Below are 20135 nucleotides of genomic sequence, written 5' to 3' on the forward strand. Positions count from 1 at the left end.
TCTATATTACGCATTTCGTGCAATAATTGCTACCCAATCATCCATTCGTAACACTTCTTCAATTGTAAATCCAGCTTTTTCTAACGCCTCAGAAATTACTTTTTCTTTCGCAGCAATAATACCAGATGTAATGAATAATCCACCTGATTTTACAACTCTTGCTGCATCTTCAGGGAACAGAAGAATAATTTCTGCTAATAAATTCGCTACGATTAAATCAACAGGTCCTTCAATACCTTCTAAAAGACTATTTTGTCCAACAGACACGATATCATCTGTTTTATTTAAACGTACATTCATTTCTGCACTTTCCACTGCAACTGGATCTAAATCATATGCTTGAACAGAAGACGCACCTAATTTTGCCGCTGCAATACTAAGTACACCAGAACCTGTTCCTACATCAATGACAGTATCACCTGATTGAACTGTTTTTTCTAAAGCACGAATACACATCGTTGTTGTTGGATGAGTTCCTGTACCAAACGCCATACCCGGGTCTAATTCAATGATTTTTTCATCCGGAGAAGATGGTGTATATTCTTCCCACGTCGGCACAATTGTGAATGTATCAGAAATTTGAACTGGATGATAATACTTCTTCCAAGCAGTAGCCCAATCTTCCTCATCGACTTCATTAATTGTAATATTACCGGTACCAATTTCGATGTCGAAAGATGGTAGTGCATCAATAGATGATTTTACACCCGCAACCGTTTCGTGTAAAGAATCCGTTTGTGGAAAATATGCTTTCACTAAAACACCTTCACTTGGGTATTCATCAGGGTTAAGTGCATAAATCTCACCGTATTGTTGCTCACGCTCTTTCGTTAACTCCGCCGGGTCCTCAATTGCAACCCCGCTAGCGCCTGCTTCATGCAAAATATGAGAGACAGCTTCTACTGCTTCTTCTGTTGTATGAATACTAATTTCTGACCATTTCACAATTTACCAACTCCATTTTTTATTTCCATTATTCCCCTTTGAAAGCACGTTTAAGCTTTCCGAATAAGCTATCATCTTGATTTTCTTGACCAGCGAACTCACGCAATAATTCTTTTTGATGCGAAGTTAATTTCGTCGGTACAACAACGCGAACTACTACGTATTGATCTCCTTGACCATATCCACGTACGTTCGGAGCACCTTTTCCTTTTAAACGGAATTCCGTTCCTGTTTGTGTTCCTGCCGGAATTTTCAACTTCACTTTTCCGTGAACTGTAGGCACTTCTACTTCAGCACCAAGCGCTACTTGTGCGAATGTCAATGGCATTTCACAAATAATATGATCACCATCACGTTCGAAGAATTCATGATTTCTCACATGAACAACTACATATAAATCACCTGCTGGTCCACCATTCACACCTGCCTCACCTTTACCAGAGACGCGAATTTGTTGGCCATTATCGATACCCGCTGGAATTTTAACGTTAATTTTTTTACGTTTACGTACTTTACCTGAACCGTGACATGTCGTACATTTTTCTTTAATCATTTGACCAGTTCCTGAACAATGACCACAAGCTTGACGGTTTACAATACGACCAAACGGTGTATTTTGTTCTACACTTACTTGACCTGATCCTGAACAATGTTTACATGTTTCTTTTGAAGTTCCTGGTTTCGCTCCGCTACCTTTACAAGTATCACATGGATCTTCTACTGGAATTTCAACGTTTAACTCTTTACCAAAAATAGCTTCTTCAAAATCTAAAGTGACTTGATATTGTAAGTCAGCACCTTGGCGCGGAGCATTTGGATCACGACGTCTGCCGCCACCGCCAAAGAACGAACTAAAAATATCTTCAAAACCGAAGCCACCGCCGAAGTCTCCCCCGCCGCCAAAACCTTGATTTGCACCAGCATGACCAAACTGATCGTACTGCGCACGCTTTTGATCATCACTTAATACTTCGTATGCTTCTTGTACTTCTTTAAACTTTTCAATTGCATTTTCTTCTTTACTTACGTCTGGATGGTATTTTTTAGCCAAACGACGATACGCTTTTTTAATTTCATCTTTTGAAGCGCCCTTGCTAAGTCCAAGGACCTCATAATAGTCTCGTTTATTCATAAATTTGTAACCCCCGAATCTTTCACATAAACGTAATTTTAACACCGAAAGAAAGTGCTTTGCAACAATGTTTCCTCACTTACAATATGCAAAGCCTAAAACTTAAGATCTTCTCAAGAATGCCTTAACACAAATAACCACTTTTTTCTTATTCGTGAAAAAAGCCAAAGCCAAGGCACGCTTGACTTTGACTTTTTGTCATCTTACTTATTTATATTACTTGTCTTCTTTTACTTCTTCAAACTCAGCGTCAACTACATTGTCTTTTTTCGCGCCAGCGTCTTGTGCTCCTTGTGCACCTTCTGCTTGCCCTGCAGCCGCTTGAGCTTGCTCATATAATTTAACAGTTAATTGTTGTACGATTTCTTGAAGAGCATCTTTTTTCGCACGGATTTCATCAAGTTCGTTTTTCTCGATTGCCGCTTGTAATGCTTCTTTCGCTTCTGTTGCTTTTGCTACTTCAGCTGCATCGACTTTACCTTCTAAATCTTTTACAACTTTATCTGTTTGGAATACAAGTTGGTCAGCTTCGTTACGAAGTTCAACTTCTTCCTTACGTTTTTGGTCAGCATCAGCATTTGCTTCTGCTTCTTGTACCATACGATTTACTTCATCATCAGAAAGACCTGAAGAAGATTGGATTGTAATAGCTTGCTCTTTGCTTGTTCCTAAGTCTTTCGCACGTACGTTAACAATACCGTTCGCATCGATATCGAATGTTACTTCGATTTGTGGGATACCACGTGGTGCTGGCGGAAGGTCTGTTAATTGGAAACGACCTAGTGTTTTGTTATCAGCTGACATTGGACGCTCACCTTGTAGCACGTGAATGTCTACCGCTGGTTGGTTATCAGCAGCTGTTGAGAATACTTGTGATTTACTTGTTGGAATTGTAGTGTTACGTTCGATTAATTTCGTGAACACACCACCCATAGTTTCGATACCTAAAGAAAGTGGAGTTACGTCTAATAATAGTACGCCTTCTACATCACCAGTAAGTACGCCACCTTGAACTGCAGCACCTAATGCTACAACTTCATCAGGGTTTACGCCTTTGTACGGCTCTTTACCAGTTTCACGTTTAATAGCTTCTTGTACAGCTGGGATACGAGTAGATCCACCAACAAGGATAACTTTATCTAATTCGCTTGGAGCAAAACCAGCGTCTTTTAATGCACGACGAGTTGGCTCTAACGTTCTTTCAACAAGACCTGCTGAAAGCTCTTCGAATTTCGCTCTTGTTAACGTTAATTCTAAGTGTAATGGACCAGCAGCTCCAGCACTAATGAATGGTAATGAAATTTGTGTTTGTGTTACACCTGAAAGATCTTTTTTCGCTTTTTCAGCTGCATCTTTCAAACGTTGAAGTGCCATTTTATCTTGGCTTAAATCAATGTTGTTTTCTTTTTTAAATTCAGCTACTAAGTGATCGATGATAACTTGGTCAAAGTCATCTCCACCAAGACGGTTGTCACCAGCAGTTGAAATAACTTCGAATGTGCCGTCTGCTAACTCAAGGATAGATACGTCAAATGTACCGCCACCTAAGTCATATACTAAGATTTTTTGTTCTTCATCTTGTTTTTCTAAACCGTAAGCAAGTGCTGCTGCTGTCGGCTCGTTAATGATACGCTCAACTTCTAAACCAGCGATACGACCAGCATCTTTCGTTGCTTGGCGCTCTGCATCGTTGAAGTATGCAGGTACTGTAATAACAGCTTTCGTTACTGTTTCACCTAAGTATGCTTCAGCAGAAGCTTTTAAGTTTTGTAAAATGATTGCAGAAATTTCTTGAGGTGTATAATCTTTACCTTCAACTTCTACTTTATAGTCTGTACCCATATGACGTTTAACAGACATAATTGTATTTGGGTTTGTAATTGCTTGACGTTTCGCAACTTCCCCAACTTGACGCTCTTCATTTTTGAAAGCTACAACAGAAGGTGTTGTACGGTTTCCTTCTGGATTTGGGATAACCTTTGGTTCTCCACCTTCCATAACAGCTACACAAGAGTTTGTTGTACCTAAGTCAATACCGATAATTTTACTCATGGCGATTCCTCCTACTTTTATGTATATTATTGATTTACTTTTACCATTGATGGGCGAATCACACGGTCTTTTAGTTTATAACCTTTTTGGAATTCCTCCACAACCGCGTTTGATTCAAATTCACTGTCTTCCACTTGCATAATAGCTTGGTGCTCATTAGGATCAAACTGTTTACCAACAGATTCAATCACTTCAACACCTTCTTTAGTCAACGCTTCTAACAATTGACGATGCACCATTTCCATACCTTGTAACAAGGATTTCGTTTGCTCATCAGTTGCTTCCACTTGCATCGCTCTTTCAAAATTATCAAGAGCTGGCAAAATATCTGAAACTAAACTTTGTGCTCTATATTTTTCAGCAGCCTGTTTATCCATTTGGACACGGCGCTTATGATTTTCAAAATCAGCTTGTAGACGTAATGTGCGACCTTCCGTTTCCGTTAGTTTCGCTTGTAACTCATCTACTTTTTCTTGTAAAAGAGCAGCCTCACTTTTTTCTTCTACAGTTTTTTCACTGTTTTCTGGCGTGACAGCTTCTTCAACTTGCGCTTCTTTCACTTCTTCTACCACTTGTTCGTTACGCTCTTCCACAATTTTCACCTCCTTAAAAGGTATTAGGTATCATGTATAGCATGGTTACCTAAGCATTATATATTACACACAGCAATGAAAGTTTCATCACTTGAGCGAATGTATTACTCTCATTTATTTTTTAAGTCCGTCTGTAAATTGTCTTGTAAATAACTGCAACAAACTAATTACACGAGAATATTGCATTCTCGTCGGACCTAAAATCGCAATTGTTCCTAGTTGCTCTTCTCCAATTGAATACGTTGCAGAAATTAAACTACAATCTTCCATAGCTATTGAAGAATTTTCCCTGCCAATTTTCACTTGAATACCAACTTGTTTATGACGCAAAATATCATAAAACTCAGCTTCGTTATCAATCATCGTCAGCAAGGACCTTACTTTTTGAATGTCATGGAACTCTGGTTGCGAAAGCATATTTGCTTTTCCTCCAAAGTATATCTTTTCCGATAAAGGAACTTGAAATGTACCATCTAACATTTTTATTGCACTATCGTAATTATGAACATACCCACGCAAGACCGTAACAATCTCTTTAAAGATCTTATTATGAAGTTCCGACATAGGTACACCCGATAGCTTTTCATTTAAAATATTAACCATTTTTTCTAAATCTGATAAATCAACAGATTCCGGAACGGTAATCGTTTTACTTTGTACATGCCCTGTATCCGTTACAATAATAGCGACTGCTGTTTGACGATCAAGCGGTACGATTTGTACGTTTTTAAGTTTATTTGTACTTAACTTAGGCCCAAGAACAATAGCCGTATAGTTCGTAAGCTCTGATAAAATTTGAGCAGATTGCTGTGCAACTTTTTCTGCTTCAAAAATTCTTTCAGCAAATAAATCTTTAATTTGTACAATCTCATCGTTCGGTAAGTTTTGTGGTGCTAAAAGATGGTCTACATAAAATCGGTATCCTTTCTCAGAAGGAACACGTCCAGAAGAACTATGCGTTTTTTCAATAAAACCTAATTCTTCTAAATCAGCCATTTCATTTCGAATAGTAGCTGAACTAAATGTAATTTCCTCTTTTTTAGCCAACGTTCTAGACCCAACGGGCTGCGCTGATCCAATAAAGTCATCAATAATTGTTTGTAAAATTAAGAGCTGACGTTCCGTAAGCATCTCATCATCACCTCTGTTAGCACTCTTTGTCTTCGAGTGCTAAATCTATTAATAACTTACCAAAATTGACATTCAATTGTCAACGGAAACGTCACGAAATAATGAAACTTTTTCACGTTTATGGAACATTTAATTAGTCAATCAAAAATGATTGGAACACTTCATTCCCCAATAATTTTCCTTTTCGTGTTAAACGCACATATCCATCTCTCTCTTCAAGCAATCCTTGTTCTTGATTGCTTTGTAACTGCTTCGCGAAAACTTGATCCATCTCCATATTGAATTTCTTTTGGAACGCTATTTTAGACACACCTTTTGTTTTTCGAAGCCCTAAGAACAACTCTTCTTCCATTCTTTCTTTCTCCGTCACTGCGTGAACATCTAAATACGGAAATCCTGTTTCATCAATTTTCGTGAAATATTGCTTGAGCGGCCCTACATTTTGGATACGTTCCCCATTTACATAACTATGCGCTCCAGCTCCAAATCCATAATACTCTTCATTATTCCAGTATGTGAGATTATGTCTACTTTCATTATCACCTTTTGAGAAGTTGCTAATTTCATACTGGCTATAACCATGTTTCTCCATTTCATCCATTACCATTTCATACATTTTCGCTTCATGGTCTTCACCCGGAAGTCTCAACTTCCCTTTATTCATTAAGTTATAAAATACAGTCTTCGGTTCCACAATTAATGAATACGCTGAGAAATGTTGTACACCAAGCGTGAAGGCAATATCTAATGTTTCTTTTACATCTTCTATCGTCTGTCCTGGCAAAGCATAAATTATATCTACATTAATATTTGTAAAGCCAACGTCCTGCGCTTCTCGAATTGCTACAAACGCATCTTCCCTCGTATGTTTACGTCCAATCTTCTCAAGTAGCTCATCACGAAACGTTTGCACACCAAAACTAATTCGGTTTACTCCACCTTCTAGTAATAAGTTCAACTTCTCTTTCGGTAAGTCACCTGGATTCGCTTCAAACGTTAATTCACAATTCGGAGCAAACGGACGCAAACGACGATTAATGATATCGAGTAGTTTTTTTGTCTGTTCCATATTTAATGCTGTCGGCGTTCCTCCACCAACAAAAATCGTTTTCATACTATCAAACGGTACTTTTTGAACCGTGTTTATTATTTCTTTCTCTAAATACTCTAAATATTGATCTACCGGCTGGCGTTCAATAAACACTTTATTAAAATCACAATAGTGACAAATATGCTGACAAAATGGAATATGAATATATGCAGCTTGTACCAAATATAACTCCTACCTTTCTAAAAAGAAAACCTCCGCACTCCGGAGGGTTCTCTACTTCTCTAACGTATTACGGATTTGTTCCATTCGCATTTTTCCCCAATCATACATCATTTCAACGATTGGTAAAAGCGACATGCCTAGTTCCGTCATATAATACTCAACACGCGGAGGAATTTCTGGATATACTGTTCGATCAACAATCCCATCCTCCATTAACTCTTTTAATTGGTTCGACAAAACTTTATGAGAAATGCTCGGGAATAGTCGTTGCAATTCACTAAAACGATGTGACCCTTCCACACCTAAGTGCCACAATATCACAACTTTCCACTTCCCACTAATAATAGAAAGCGTCAATTCCTTTTCACAATTAAAATTACCATTTTGTATTTTACCTTGAATATCTTTTCGAATATTTTCGGACATTAATAGTCTCCTAACTCTAGATCAATCACTAAAAAGCTCTCTCATCATTGTAAATGAGAGAGGCTAAGATGTCTAAAAAGTAATTATACAGAAAAAAAGAAGCCGCATAAACGACTCCTTTTTTATTTTAATTATTAGTTGTCATCCATTTTCAGTACAGCCATGAATGCTTCTTGCGGTACTTCTACAGAACCAACAGACTTCATACGTTTTTTACCTTCTTTTTGCTTATCAAGAAGTTTACGTTTACGAGAAATGTCACCACCGTAACATTTTGCAAGTACGTTTTTACGCATCGCTTTAATTGTAGAACGGGCTACAACTTTATTTCCGATAGTAGCCTGAATTGGTACTTCGAACTGTTGTCTTGGAATTAATTCTTTTAATTTCTCTACGATTACTTTACCACGGTCATATGCTGAATCACGGTGCACGATGAATGATAAAGCATCCACTTGTTCATTATTTAAAAGAATATCCATTTTCACAAGTTTAGATGGTTTATAACCAATTAACTCGTAGTCAAATGATGCATATCCTTTCGTATTTGATTTCAATTGATCGAAGAAATCATATACGATTTCTGATAACGGGATGTCATATGTCAATGTAACACGTGTTTCATCTAAATACTGCATATCAATAAACGTTCCACGTTTACCTTGGCAAATTTCCATTACAGCTCCAACATAGTCATTCGGAACCATAATTGCAGCCTTCACAAACGGCTCTTCTACACGATCAATAGACTGTGGATCTGGCATATTAGATGGATTATCAACAATAACATCTTCACCGTTTGTTAAATAAACTTTATAAATAACGCTTGGCGCTGTTGTAATTAAGTCAATCTTAAATTCACGTTCAATACGTTCTTGAATAATTTCCATGTGAAGAAGTCCTAAGAAACCACAACGGAAACCAAATCCTAGCGCTTGAGATGTTTCTGGTTCAAACTCAAGAGCAGAATCATTCAATTCTAGTTTTTCTAATGCATCACGTAAATCGTTATAGCGAGCAGAATCAATCGGATATAAACCACAGAATACCATTGGATTTAACTTACGATATCCTGCTAACGCCTCTGTAGCTGGACGTTTCGCATGTGTAATCGTATCACCAACGCGTGTATCACCAACGTTTTTAATAGATGCTGCTAAGAAACCTACATCACCTACTGTTAACTCGTCACGTTGCGTTGTTTTCGGTGTAAACACACCTACTTCTGTTACTTCAAATTCTTTTCCAGTTGCCATCATACGTACTTTATCGCCAACTTTTACCGTTCCATTTACAACACGGATATAAGCAATTACACCACGATACGGATCATATAAAGAGTCGAAAATCATACATTGTAACGGCTCTTCTGAATCACCTGTTGGAGCTGGTACTTTTTCAACGATTTGTTCTAAAATTTCTTCAATACCAATTCCAGCTTTTGCTGAAGCAAGTACTGCTTCTGATGCATCTAAACCAATTACATCTTCTACCTCTTGACGTACACGTTCTGGGTCCGCACTTGGTAAGTCGATTTTATTAATAACTGGTAAAATTTCTAAATTGTTATCAAGCGCTAAATATACGTTTGCTAACGTTTGCGCTTCAATACCTTGTGCTGCATCCACAACAAGAATTGCACCTTCACAAGCCGCTAAACTACGAGATACTTCGTACGTAAAATCGACATGTCCTGGTGTATCGATCAAGTGAAGAATATACTCTTCACCGTCTTTCGCTTTATACGTTAATTGTACTGCATTTAATTTAATTGTAATACCGCGCTCACGCTCTAACTCCATAGAGTCAAGTAATTGTGCCTTCATTTCGCGCTGTGTTAACGCGTTTGTTTTCTCCAAAATACGGTCTGCCAACGTTGATTTCCCGTGGTCAATGTGAGCAATGATGGAGAAGTTACGAATTTTCGACTGTCTTTTTGCTCTTTCTTCTTTATTCATCTATGTTCTCAACTCCTAATAGTCTCGCCAATATACACTAGCACTGATTATATCAATAGAGCAGCAAAGATTCAATGAAAACTCGTGCTGCTTACAAGACAAATCATTCTATCTATATCTTATGCGAACAAACCATAAGAGACAAACTTTTTTCAAATTTAAAAACGGTTGTCTTTCAAATCTATCAGACAACCGTCCTTCCCACTCTCCTTAACTAAAAATCCCTTTTAGCTTCCCAACAACTATATCCGTTCCAAACTTAGTTATATCGTAAGTAACACTTGCTATCGCCATACCAATACCTTCTACGACGTTGAAACTCTTTAAGTTTTCTAACTGTTTTTGTTTTTCAACAGCTGAAAATGCCTCGCCCAAAATTTCCGATTCAGCTCCTGCACCTTCTGTTCCTGTCATATGAGCAATTTGTTCATATGACAGCTGACGGTATCCCTTCATACTTTTCAAACCATGATTAGCGAGTCCTACTCCAGCTATCATCATAAGTAAACATACGACTGTACCGCATATACACAAGAGCGCAAATCGACTCCAACTATTGTCATCTCTATCCATCAATGTGTATATGCCCCTGTATTATCCTGATCAATTTGATGATGCAGCGCTGCATTTAAACCACTTGCTATTACATTTGCCATATCCTCGATAAACGTATCTACTTCTTTTGGCGTCACCATTAAATTATGACCAAGGGGAGATAACACTTCATAAATTAATTTTCTCTTTTCTTCTTCTTCTAACGTACCAATAGCACCTAAAAACATATTCCGGCTCTTTTCGTCAGGCATATCTTCTTCTGTTAATTTTTTCTTTTCTCCAAATGTAAAACCTGCTGGCAATAAAGAGCGTGATGGTTTGTTTCCTTCTTTCATTTCCCGTCCAAAATGTTTCAAAATGAAATCAATTGTATCACTTGTAATCGATACAGCATCGACCACCGTCGGAACACCTATTGCGATAACAGGGATACCTAACGTTTCTTTACTTAGTTCCTTACGTTTATTTCCAACACCAGACCCAGGATGAATTCCTGTATCAGAAATTTGTATCGTGCTATTTACTCGTTCAATAGAGCGCGCAGCTAATGCATCAATTGCGATGACAAAGTCTGGTTTCGTTTTCTCAATAATCCCATAAATAACATCACTCGTTTCGATTCCTGTAATCCCCATTACTCCTGGACGGATTGCACTAACAGGTCTAAATCCCTCTTCTACACTTTCAGGCTGTAATTGAAATAAATGTCTCGTTACCAGTACGTTTTCTACGACTATTGGTCCGAGCGCATCTGGCGTTACATTCCAATTCCCAAGACCAACAATTAAACAACTCGCTTCTTTTGAAACTCCAACATCCTCTAGGAAATAAGAAAATTCCTTCGCGAAAATACGCTCTACTTTTTGTTGAAGTTCTGTATCTTGTTGACGTATACCTTGCACTTCAAGAGTTAAATAATTTCCAGGTTTTTTCCCCATCGATTCAGATGCAATTTCATCAATAGTTACTTTCGTAACAGTAACACCCTCTTCTTCTCTCTCCTTTACAATAACTCCTTGTATCCCTTTTTGCTCTTCTTGGCGCTCTTGCAACATTTGATGTGCCTCTACAGCAAGGTCGGTTCTAACATTATATTTACTTAAATCTAATGGTTCTTTCATCGTATCTCCTCCGTAATTCATAGTAAATATCGTTAGATTTCCCAAAGTTATATAAGGTCATTCTTTCCTTTACGTGAAATTCCATTGATATACTATTGCAATTCTCTTCACCGTTTGATAGAATATCACTTGTTCTATGTAAGAATCGAGTCATTCGATTGCACCAGGGAGGTGAAAAGTATGGCAAACATCAAATCTGCTATCAAACGCGCTAAACTTAGCGAAGAGCGTCGTGCACATAACGCTTCTATCAAGTCTGACATGCGTTCTGCTGTTAAAACTGTAGAAGCTTTAGTTACTAATAACGATCTTGAAAATGCTAAAGAAGCTTTCAAAACTGCTTCTAAAAAACTTGACAAAGCAGCTCGTAAAGGTCTTATCCACCAAAACGCTGCAGCTCGTCAAAAATCTCGCTTAGCGAAACAAGTAAACGCGTAAGGCGTTTAAAAACGATCCATTCGGATCGTTTTTTTATATACAAAAAAGTTCATGTAACAAGTACATGAACTTTTTTGTATCATTACAGATGATTTAACCGCATTAAGAAAAACTCGAGCACAAGTTTCTTATCCATTTTTCCAGTCTTCATACTGTAATCAGCTTCCGCTAATTCTAAAATAACTCTTTTTAATTCTTCAAAAGAGAAAAATTTCGTTTGATTCATCGCCAACTTTACACGATACGGATGTACACCAATATGGGAAGCAATTTGATTTTGTCCATAACCGCGCTGCTGTAACTCCTTTACCTGATTCAGCAAACGGAATTGACTTACTAATAATGCGAGTAACTTAATTGGTTCTTCCTGCTGTGTGAATAATCCATCCAAAATTTGCATCGCACCTGCGATATCTTTTTTTACCACTTTTTCTGTCAAAGCAAACACATTTTGCTCAACGGATTTTGGTACAAGTTCCGCCACAAGTTTCGATGTAATTTCCCCGCCCATACCGACGTATAACGTTAGCTTGTCCATTTCCTTCGCCAACATCGTGACGTTACTTCCCACAAGCTCTAATAACAAACTAACAGCCGCGTTATCAACATATACATGCGCCTCTTCCGCACGAGAAACAACCCACTTCTGGACATCTTGCACTTGCATCGCATTCGCTTCTACTACATCCGCTGTTTTCTTTAATAGTTTCGTAATTTTTTTTCGTTCATCTAATTTTTCATAAGGCGCAACGAAAACAAGAATAGAAAAAGGAGAAGGTTCTCCGATATATTCTTCTAAAATTTTTATATTTTGTTCTAATTTTTCTTTTTGTGCCGTTAAAAATAATGGTGATTTTATTAATATAACTTTACGATCTCCAAAGAATGGAAGGGTACGTGCATCCTCAACCACGTCTTCTAAATACGCTTCTTCCAAATCATATGTCACAACATTAAACTCTCGATCTTCCTCTTCAAGTGCTTCCGTTGTAATCAGTTTTATCGTTTCATTTATAAAATACGCTTCCGTTCCATACAGTAAATACAACGGAGCAAACTGTTTCTTTTTAATTTTCTTATGTATATCACTCATACTTTTTCCTACTCCCTAACTTGGCAATATATATTTATACTAATGCCCTAGCTTTTGTTTTACAAGTACAAAGGAACAGGCTTTATAACCCGTCCCTTTATTTATATAAAACGCCACACAATAAGCCCCGGGTTTCTTATTGGTGTGCGGTAATCACCTTCCCTTTATTATTTACAATAGTAATCCAAGTATAAGTGCCAACTGTTAACATGCTTGGAAACGAAAAACTCTTGTTACTTAGCTAACAAAAAGAGTATATATGCTCTTTTTCTCTCCATTTATAAATTGTAGATTTTTTTCTGACAATATTTTATACTAAAGTGGAATGTTGGGGAGGGATTCTAAATGAATAATTTTGAACAAAACGTTCAAAGCAAACGCAATGACGCTATTGATTCAGGGGTAGGATTTATCGTCTCATTTGGTTTTTTCGCAACACTTTTCATTATTGCAACTGTTATTAAATTTATCGGTTCTTAAAGGCTGCTGCTTAATGGCAGTCTTCTTTTTTATCTATTATGTGTTTCATCATATGTGATTTTACTGCGAAAGGTTCCTTTTTCCCCTTTAAAAACATAAGAAATAGCACCTTGCTTATCCGTACGCCATATTTCAATACCATTCTTCTTAAAACTCTCTATAACTTCCTTATGCGGGTGCCCATACCTATTACGCTCCCCAGCAGAAATAATCGCTATACTAGGCTGTACAAGGCTCAAAAAAGGGTCGGTAGATGACGTTTTACTCCCATGATGCGCAACCTTCAAAATGTTAGCCCTCAGCTCCGGATATGTTGATACTACAAGCCGTTCACCTTCTTCTTCTAAGTCACCCGTGAATAACCATGTTAACCCTCCTAATTTCGCCCATATTACAACCGAGGAATCATTTCCCTCTTTTTCTTTTCCTTTTGGAGCTAATACAAAAAATTCCGCTTCATTTACTCTCCATCCCTCACCCTCTCCTACTACACTTACCTTCACTCTCTTTGCTAACGCTGTTTTCTTTAACGCTTTTTCTAATACAGCATCTTGGTCCTTTCTCCCAAATACAACTTCTTTTATAGTAATAAATGATAATAAATCCTGCGCAGCGCCTATATGATCCGCATCTCCATGCGTTACAATTAATTTATCAATTGTTTTAATACCTTCCTTTTGTAAAAAAGGAATAAGAATATCATGTCCAACAGAAAATTCATGCTTTTTTTCTTGCCACGCTTCCTTCTTGATATGAAGCGCTCCACCTGTATCAATAAGATAGACCCCTTTATCGTACGGGAGACGAATTAATATCGCATCTCCCTGTCCAACATCAAGAAATGTAATACTCCCACTTTCGCGAAAATATGGTGATACATAATGACACGTACAAATAAAAAGAAATACGCCTACAACCATGAAAAAAATCCTTTGGGATATTCTCTTTTCCCAAAACACCAATATGCTAATAATGCTAAAACAATATATAATCACAAGAATTAAGGGTGTTTGACCGAAAGTAAGGCGGATAAACGGGAAATTTTCACAGTAGCTTAAAAAATTATTAGAAACGGTTAAACATATCGATAATACATATGCAATTCCTTTCGCAAGAAATGGAATGATCGGCATACATAGAAGGATAACAATGCTACAGGGTAATACAAAAATAGATAGAAACGGAACATACAAAAGGTTGAGGAAAATACTATAAGGAGAAAAATAACCAAAATGATATAGCAAAATTGGGGTGCTAACGAGCTGTGAAACAACAGAAATATAAATCGCATTTCGGATTGCTCCGTTACTACGCGCTAGTAATATTGGAGCAGATAACAGTAAGGAAAAGCTACCTACAAATGAAAACTGGAATCCAATATTGAAAATAAGATACGGATCGTATATAAGCATACATATAGCAGTTATACTTAATGCATCTAAGCTAGATAAGCGAACAGAACATATGAAAGCTACTAGCAACAATACTCCTGTTATAGAAGCCCTTACGACAGACGGTGATGCACCTGCTATGATCATATACAGAGGAATACAAACTATAAGACATACTGTTGCTCTCTCCTTCGTTACACCACTTCTTAGTAAAACAAAATACATTATAACTATCAGCAATACGATATGCGAACCTGAAATTGCCAACAAATGTATAAGACCAAATTGTTGATATTGTTCTTCTACTTCAAACGACATTTGTTGTCGATCTCCAAATAATAACGCGTTCATAAAAGCACCTGACTGTTCCGGAAATATTTCTGTAACTTTCGAGATTGCTTGTTGCCTAAAAAAGAAAATCCACTGCACGAGAGACAACGATGTTTTATGGCATTCAGAAATATCTATCACATTGAATATAAAATGTATTTTTTGCTGGTATAAATAATCACGATAATCAAAAGCATGAAAATTCCTGGCAGTTTGCGGTTCTTGCTTCTCCCCTTTAAATGTACATGCTATTCCTGCAAATAATTGACGCAGTTGCTCCTTTTCTGATGCAGATTGAATTTTATAGTTCAACTGCACTATATCCTCATTTTGATCTTTTATTTGAAAAGAAAGGCGATCCCCATTAATAAAAGGTGTATTTTGTATAACACCTCGTGTAACTTCGTAGGACCCTCCTAGAGGCTTATTTTGACTTTGAACATACGCGGTATACATAGCGCCACTAAAACACGCTAACATACAAATGATGAAGGTTATATGAGAGGTACGATACAAATAAAATAAAGCATAACCAACGAAACAACAAGCAGTCAACAAATACGACGAGGAAAAGGCAATTGCAATCCCCATTATAAACGAGATTGCAACATAGCCCGATTGTCCCTGCAACTCATACCCACTCCTTATAGCATCATTTTTGCTTTAGTGAATACATGCTGTAATTCTTCCATTGACAAACTATCTTTTTCGAAAGATGAGAATAGTTCTTTTAACTGCAAATGACGCTCTTGCTCCTCTAGCGAGGCAATATCGTATTCTAGCGGAACGTGTTTCACTGTCACATTTGCTTGTTCAAACAACTCTATGGCATACGGATGGTTTTTATAATCCTGTGCATAATAAACAGCTGTAATACCACTTTGAATAATCGCCTTGCAACATTGCAAACAAGGGAAATGCGTAACGTATATTTCCGATTCCTCTGTTTTCACACCAAACTTCGCACATTGCAATAAAGCATTCATTTCAGCATGAATTGTACGAACACAATGATTATCAATGACGTAGCAACCATCGTCTATACAATGCACACCACCTTTAATTGAACCATTATATCCGCCAGCAATAATTCGTTTATCACGAACGATTGTCGCTCCTACCGCAAGCCTTGTACATGTACTACGCAAAGATAATAAATGGCTTTGCGTCATAAAATATTGATCCCATGAAATTCGTTCCATATCTTCACCTACTTTTTTGTCTACTTGTAGTGTAGCGAAAAAAGAAAAACTTCGTCAATCTTTTACGGAATAATTATTTGATCTTTTATTTTCTCAAGTGACTTCGTTCCAATCCCGTCAATCTCCAATAAATCTTCTATTTTCTGAAACGGTCCGTGTTCTTCTCGATATTTCAAAATACTTTCCGCTTTCCGGGAACCAATACCTGTTATTTTTTCAAGTTGTTCTTTAGAAGCTGTATTTATTTGTACTTTCCCCTCTTTTTTTGAAGAAGCAGCCCCCTCTTGCACTGGTTCATTTTTGTTAGGAATATAAAGAAGCATTTGATCTTGTACAACTTGTGCCAAATTCACTTTCTTTATCTCTGCATCCGGTAAAAAACCACCTGCTTTTTCAACCGCATCCTTCACCCGCTCCCCTTCCTTCATTTCATACACTCCCTCTTTAAAAACAGCTCCTTTTACATCAATTACAATGTTTTTTTTCTGCTCCTTTGTGCCCAACTCTTTCGGTTTCCCTTTCTTCTCCACCTCTTTCATTTGGACATCTGTTGTCATAATTGTTTGCTCTGCATGCTGGTTCGTTTTCCAGAAAAGAAGAAAAATTGCAGTTCCAATAATAACCACTAACCCCAACCATTTCTTTGGAAAATCCCACATCATTTTACACCTCTAATCATAAATTCATAACATCATTCATATTGTTTAGGAGAAAGCCGTTACGAAGGAGGGATGAAACATTGAACATAGGAATTATAGGGACAGGGAACATGGGGAATATACTAATCGATGCTTTTTTAGAAACCCGTGCTGTCAAACCTTCGTGCCTTACTATTATTAATCGGACGCCTGACAAAGCATATCATATAAAGGAAAAATACCCTTCTGTTCATATAGCCCAAACAATCCAAGAGGTAATCGAACACTCCCAGCTTATTTTCATTTGCGTAAAACCGATAGATATATACCCTATCCTACAAAAATACGCTGAACATTTTTCAGATGAAAAGTGCTTAGTTTCTATTACAAGCCCAATATCTCCATCACAATTAGAAACGCTTATACCTTGCCATATCGCACGAATCATTCCAAGTATTACAAACCGCGCTTTATCTGGCGCATCACTATTTACATTTGGAAATAACTGCTCTGAAGAATGGAAACAAAAACTACTTCATCTATTCAAAAACATTTCTACTCCCCTTGTTATAGAAGAAGATATAACGCGCGTTTCATCTGATATAGCAAGCTGTGGCCCTGCTTTTTTTAGTTATTTATTACAATGTTTTATTAACGCTGCTGTAGATAAAACAAACATTACACATGAAGAAGCGACTACTTTAGTAAGTGAAATGGTCATTGGAATGGGGAAATTACTTGAAAAAGAAATTTTCACATTACCCACTTTACAAGAAAAGGTATGTGTCAAGGGCGGTGTTACAGGAGAAGGTATTCGCATTTTAGAAGCGCACGTTGGGGATATGTTTCATAAATTAATCGAACGGACACATGAGAAATTTGATGAAGATTTAAAGTGCGTTGAGCAGCAATTCAATAAACACACATAATAAATACGCCATCGTAATTCCAAATCCTTTAATTAATACTTATCTTTTTCATACTACATTTTCACTAAAACTAGCATTTTTACACTTTACACATATCATCTTTTTATTTTTCTAGAACTAAAACTACATCTTTTCTATAAAACAAAAGCAACCTTAGCGGTTGCTTTTGTTTTATCCATTCTTCTTCGCCATAAAAAAGATGCGCTCTGTCTGTTCTGTCACTTCAATTCGTTCAAAGTCACCTGTGACGCGAAGCACTGTAAACCCAGCTTCTTCAAGCCATTTCGTTAATACTTCAACCGAATATGCACGTTGCACGTGACATTCGTCAAAACGATGATACACATCTTCTTCTGAATCTTGTACAAAGAATGTCAAATCATGTTCCACACTATCTGATTCTTCTCCAGGGAAGCAGTTCCAAATAAGTGATATTTCTTCGCCATTCACTGTATACGTTTCATTTTGAAATACATGATGTATTTTATATAAAGAGTGTACATCGAATAAAAACAAGCCATCTTGACGTAAATGGTGGAAAACTCTTCTAAATGTTTCTTGTACTCCATCTTCTTGCAAGACATAATTTAATGAGTCACAAAAGATTGTCACACAATCAAATTCACCAGGAACATCAAGCTCTCTCATGTCCTGTTGGTAAAAAGGAATAAAGTAACCTTCTCCCCCCAATTTCTGCTGTGCAACAGTTAACATTTCTTCAGATAGATCTACACCAATTAAATCATAACCTTTTCGCACAAGCGGAAGTGTTACGTTACCCGTTCCACATGCTACGTCAAGAATTTTCGCCTCTTTCATAGATGCCTGTTGCAAACTTTCTTCTGTGAATTCCACCCATTTATCATAAGGGACATCATTCATCAGTTCGTCATACAGCAAAGCAAATTGTTCGTAGTTCATTGATCTAGCTCATCTGCGATATCTTCACGAGGTACATCGCCCCATAGACGCTCTAAATTATAGTGATCACGCTCGTCTTTATGGAATACATGAGCAACCACATCACCAAGGTCTACTAAAACCCAACGCGCTTCATCAAAACCTTCCATACGTTGTACATTAATTTCGAACTCATGTGCCTTTGCTTTAATTTCACGTGCAATTGCTTGCACTTGCTTGTCTGAATTTCCGTGACAAATAATAAAATAGTCTGCAATCGGTGAAATACCTTGCATATTTAGTACAACCATATCTTCTGCTCTCTTATCATCAGCTGCTTTTGCCGCTAATACTAATAACTCTTTATCTTTCATTTATTAATTTCCTCCTTGATAACTGCGTTGTATGTTTGGAATGTTAATGGATAAATCGTTTGATCTTTTTCCATTAAAAATTGAATTGTTCGCTTTAAAGCAAACAGTAAAGCTTGATTTATATCTTTATATGCGAGTTCCCTCGCCTCTTCCACACCAGGAAACTTACGTCCTGGTTCAATGTAATCTGCTACATAAATAACTTTATCTAACATTGTCATTTTTTCATGACCACTTGTATGATATGTAATAGCTTGTAGAATTTCAGAATCAGTAATGCCTACTTCTTTTTCTACTAAGTATGCCCCAACAGGTGCATGCCATAACTCTTTGTTATAGCGAAGTAGATCCTTCGGCAAATCTTCTCTCTTAATAATCTCTTCCATTTCTGGAATCGCTCTACATTTTGCATAATCGTGAAATATAGCAGCTGTCTCTGCCTTCTTCTCATCTACACCATATAACCGAGCAAGTTCAATCGCTGTTTCCATTACACCAATCGTGTGTATATAACGCTTTTCATGCATTTGTTGTTGGACAATACTAAGTGCTTCCTCACGATTCATACAACCCATTCCTCTCGATATATACCTGTACTTTTTCAGGGAGTAAATATTTGCACGTTTTCTTCGTCATATATCTCTCACGTAACAGAGAAGAAGAAACTGCAAACTCCGGAATTTCCACTTTTACGATATCATAAGGCGTATTTAATGTATAACCTGGTCTTGCAACTCCAACGAAAGTCACAAGCTTAAGTAACTTTTCAATGTTATACCACTTCGGCAAATACTCAACCATGTCTCCGCCAATAATAAAGTGAAACTGCACATCCGGATACTTCTCCGTTAATTGTACCATAGTGTCGTATGTATAAGATGGGCCTTCTCTGTCTAGCTCTTCTAAACAAATTGAAAAGCATGCTTCTTCCTCAGTCGCTATTTGCAGCATGTTTAATCGACTTTTCACACTCGTAATGTTACGCCCTTGCTTGTGTGGTGGAATTTGATTCGGCAAAAACCATACCTCTTCCAACCCTAAAGCATGATACACTTCATTTGCAATTAACAAATGCCCATTATGAGGTGGATCAAACGTGCCACCAATAATTCCAATTTTTCTCAAAAGAAACGCTCCTTCCTTTTACATACAGCAACTCTCCCCATAAATATTC

Annotated in this window: 21 protein-coding genes; 3 read left to right on the forward strand and 18 right to left on the reverse strand. The window is 37.2% G+C overall.

Going from position 1 to position 20135, the window contains the following annotated elements; translation table 11 throughout:
• Positions 1–6: 6 nt before the first annotated feature.
• The 10 genes from prmA to gpr all read right to left on the reverse strand — a co-directional run bounded on the left by prmA (position 7) and on the right by gpr (position 11186).
• A complete protein-coding gene (prmA, locus tag ACP6L7_RS18425; protein WP_097830652.1) occupies positions 7–945 on the reverse strand; it encodes a 50S ribosomal protein L11 methyltransferase in 939 nt (312 codons plus the stop codon).
• Positions 946–973: 28 nt separating this feature from the next.
• Positions 974–2077, reverse strand: a complete 1104-nt coding sequence (gene dnaJ, locus ACP6L7_RS18430) for a molecular chaperone DnaJ (protein WP_097830651.1) — start codon at positions 2075–2077, stop codon at positions 974–976.
• A gap of 216 nt (positions 2078–2293) precedes the next feature.
• Positions 2294–4129, reverse strand: a complete 1836-nt coding sequence (gene dnaK, locus ACP6L7_RS18435) for a chaperone protein DnaK (RefSeq protein ID WP_002173509.1) — start codon at positions 4127–4129, stop codon at positions 2294–2296.
• A gap of 26 nt (positions 4130–4155) precedes the next feature.
• Positions 4156–4722, reverse strand: a complete 567-nt coding sequence (gene grpE, locus ACP6L7_RS18440) for a nucleotide exchange factor GrpE (protein ID WP_002122597.1) — start codon at positions 4720–4722, stop codon at positions 4156–4158.
• A 114-nt stretch (positions 4723–4836) separates the two neighbouring features.
• Positions 4837–5853, reverse strand: coding sequence for a heat-inducible transcriptional repressor HrcA (gene hrcA / locus ACP6L7_RS18445; RefSeq protein WP_097830650.1), 1017 nt, complete (start codon positions 5851–5853; stop codon positions 4837–4839).
• Between the two features lie 133 nt (positions 5854–5986).
• On the reverse strand, positions 5987–7126 hold the full coding sequence (gene hemW / locus ACP6L7_RS18450) for a radical SAM family heme chaperone HemW (protein WP_097830649.1): 1140 nt from the start codon (positions 7124–7126) through the stop codon (positions 5987–5989).
• A gap of 51 nt (positions 7127–7177) precedes the next feature.
• Positions 7178–7552, reverse strand: a complete 375-nt coding sequence (locus tag ACP6L7_RS18455; RefSeq protein WP_097830648.1) for a winged helix-turn-helix transcriptional regulator — start codon at positions 7550–7552, stop codon at positions 7178–7180.
• Between the two features lie 134 nt (positions 7553–7686).
• Positions 7687–9510, reverse strand: coding sequence for an elongation factor 4 (lepA, locus tag ACP6L7_RS18460; protein WP_097830647.1), 1824 nt, complete (start codon positions 9508–9510; stop codon positions 7687–7689).
• Between the two features lie 210 nt (positions 9511–9720).
• Entirely contained in the window at positions 9721–10086 is a 366-nt protein-coding gene (locus ACP6L7_RS18465) for a YqxA family protein (RefSeq protein WP_170961039.1), read from the reverse strand.
• Positions 10083–11186 (reverse strand): GPR endopeptidase, encoded by a 1104-nt coding sequence (gene gpr, locus ACP6L7_RS18470; RefSeq protein WP_097830645.1) that lies wholly within the window; start codon positions 11184–11186, stop codon positions 10083–10085. Before gpr ends, ACP6L7_RS18465 begins: the two co-directional genes overlap by 4 nt.
• A gap of 180 nt (positions 11187–11366) precedes the next feature.
• Between gpr and rpsT the strand changes: the two genes are divergently transcribed.
• Entirely contained in the window at positions 11367–11624 is a 258-nt protein-coding gene (gene rpsT, locus ACP6L7_RS18475; RefSeq protein ID WP_001274011.1) for a 30S ribosomal protein S20, read from the forward strand.
• 82 nt (positions 11625–11706) lie between these two features.
• Here the strand turns inward: rpsT and holA are convergent, their stop codons facing one another.
• Positions 11707–12717 carry a DNA polymerase III subunit delta gene (holA, locus tag ACP6L7_RS18480; RefSeq protein WP_097830644.1) on the reverse strand — a complete coding sequence of 337 codons (1011 nt, stop codon included), beginning with the start codon at positions 12715–12717 and terminating at the stop codon, positions 11707–11709.
• Positions 12718–13062: 345 nt separating this feature from the next.
• Between holA and ACP6L7_RS18485 the strand changes: the two genes are divergently transcribed.
• Entirely contained in the window at positions 13063–13197 is a 135-nt protein-coding gene (locus ACP6L7_RS18485; protein WP_001058627.1) for a YqzM family protein, read from the forward strand.
• Positions 13198–13226: 29 nt separating this feature from the next.
• Here the strand turns inward: ACP6L7_RS18485 and ACP6L7_RS18490 are convergent, their stop codons facing one another.
• The 3 genes from ACP6L7_RS18490 to ACP6L7_RS18500 all read right to left on the reverse strand — a co-directional run bounded on the left by ACP6L7_RS18490 (position 13227) and on the right by ACP6L7_RS18500 (position 16782).
• A complete protein-coding gene (locus ACP6L7_RS18490; protein ID WP_097830643.1) occupies positions 13227–15548 on the reverse strand; it encodes a DNA internalization-related competence protein ComEC/Rec2 in 2322 nt (773 codons plus the stop codon).
• A gap of 14 nt (positions 15549–15562) precedes the next feature.
• A complete protein-coding gene (locus tag ACP6L7_RS18495; protein ID WP_000439790.1) occupies positions 15563–16120 on the reverse strand; it encodes a ComE operon protein 2 in 558 nt (185 codons plus the stop codon).
• 62 nt (positions 16121–16182) lie between these two features.
• The gene (locus ACP6L7_RS18500) at positions 16183–16782 is read right to left on the reverse strand and encodes a helix-hairpin-helix domain-containing protein (protein WP_097830642.1); all 600 of its coding nucleotides are present in this window, start codon (positions 16780–16782) and stop codon (positions 16183–16185) included.
• Between the two features lie 77 nt (positions 16783–16859).
• On the opposite strand from ACP6L7_RS18500, the gene comER reads away from it, so the two are divergent.
• The gene (gene comER / locus ACP6L7_RS18505) at positions 16860–17687 is read left to right on the forward strand and encodes a late competence protein ComER (RefSeq protein WP_097830641.1); all 828 of its coding nucleotides are present in this window, start codon (positions 16860–16862) and stop codon (positions 17685–17687) included.
• A gap of 171 nt (positions 17688–17858) precedes the next feature.
• Here the strand turns inward: comER and ACP6L7_RS18510 are convergent, their stop codons facing one another.
• From ACP6L7_RS18510 to ACP6L7_RS18525, 4 genes are read right to left on the reverse strand one after another with little or no spacing between them, the layout of a single operon-like run.
• On the reverse strand, positions 17859–18608 hold the full coding sequence (locus tag ACP6L7_RS18510) for a class I SAM-dependent DNA methyltransferase (RefSeq protein ID WP_097830640.1): 750 nt from the start codon (positions 18606–18608) through the stop codon (positions 17859–17861).
• Positions 18605–18961 (reverse strand): ribosome silencing factor, encoded by a 357-nt coding sequence (gene rsfS / locus ACP6L7_RS18515; protein ID WP_097830639.1) that lies wholly within the window; start codon positions 18959–18961, stop codon positions 18605–18607. The genes ACP6L7_RS18510 and rsfS overlap by 4 nt, the downstream gene beginning before the upstream one ends.
• The gene (gene yqeK / locus ACP6L7_RS18520; protein ID WP_097830638.1) at positions 18958–19527 is read right to left on the reverse strand and encodes a bis(5'-nucleosyl)-tetraphosphatase (symmetrical) YqeK; all 570 of its coding nucleotides are present in this window, start codon (positions 19525–19527) and stop codon (positions 18958–18960) included. Before yqeK ends, rsfS begins: the two co-directional genes overlap by 4 nt.
• On the reverse strand, positions 19517–20086 hold the full coding sequence (locus ACP6L7_RS18525; RefSeq protein ID WP_097830637.1) for a nicotinate-nucleotide adenylyltransferase: 570 nt from the start codon (positions 20084–20086) through the stop codon (positions 19517–19519). The genes yqeK and ACP6L7_RS18525 overlap by 11 nt, the downstream gene beginning before the upstream one ends.
• Between the last annotated feature and the right edge of the window lie 49 nt (positions 20087–20135).

The organism is Bacillus silvicola (genome assembly GCF_050524305.1).
GTDB lineage: Bacteria > Bacillota > Bacilli > Bacillales > Bacillaceae_G > Bacillus_A > Bacillus_A cereus_AT.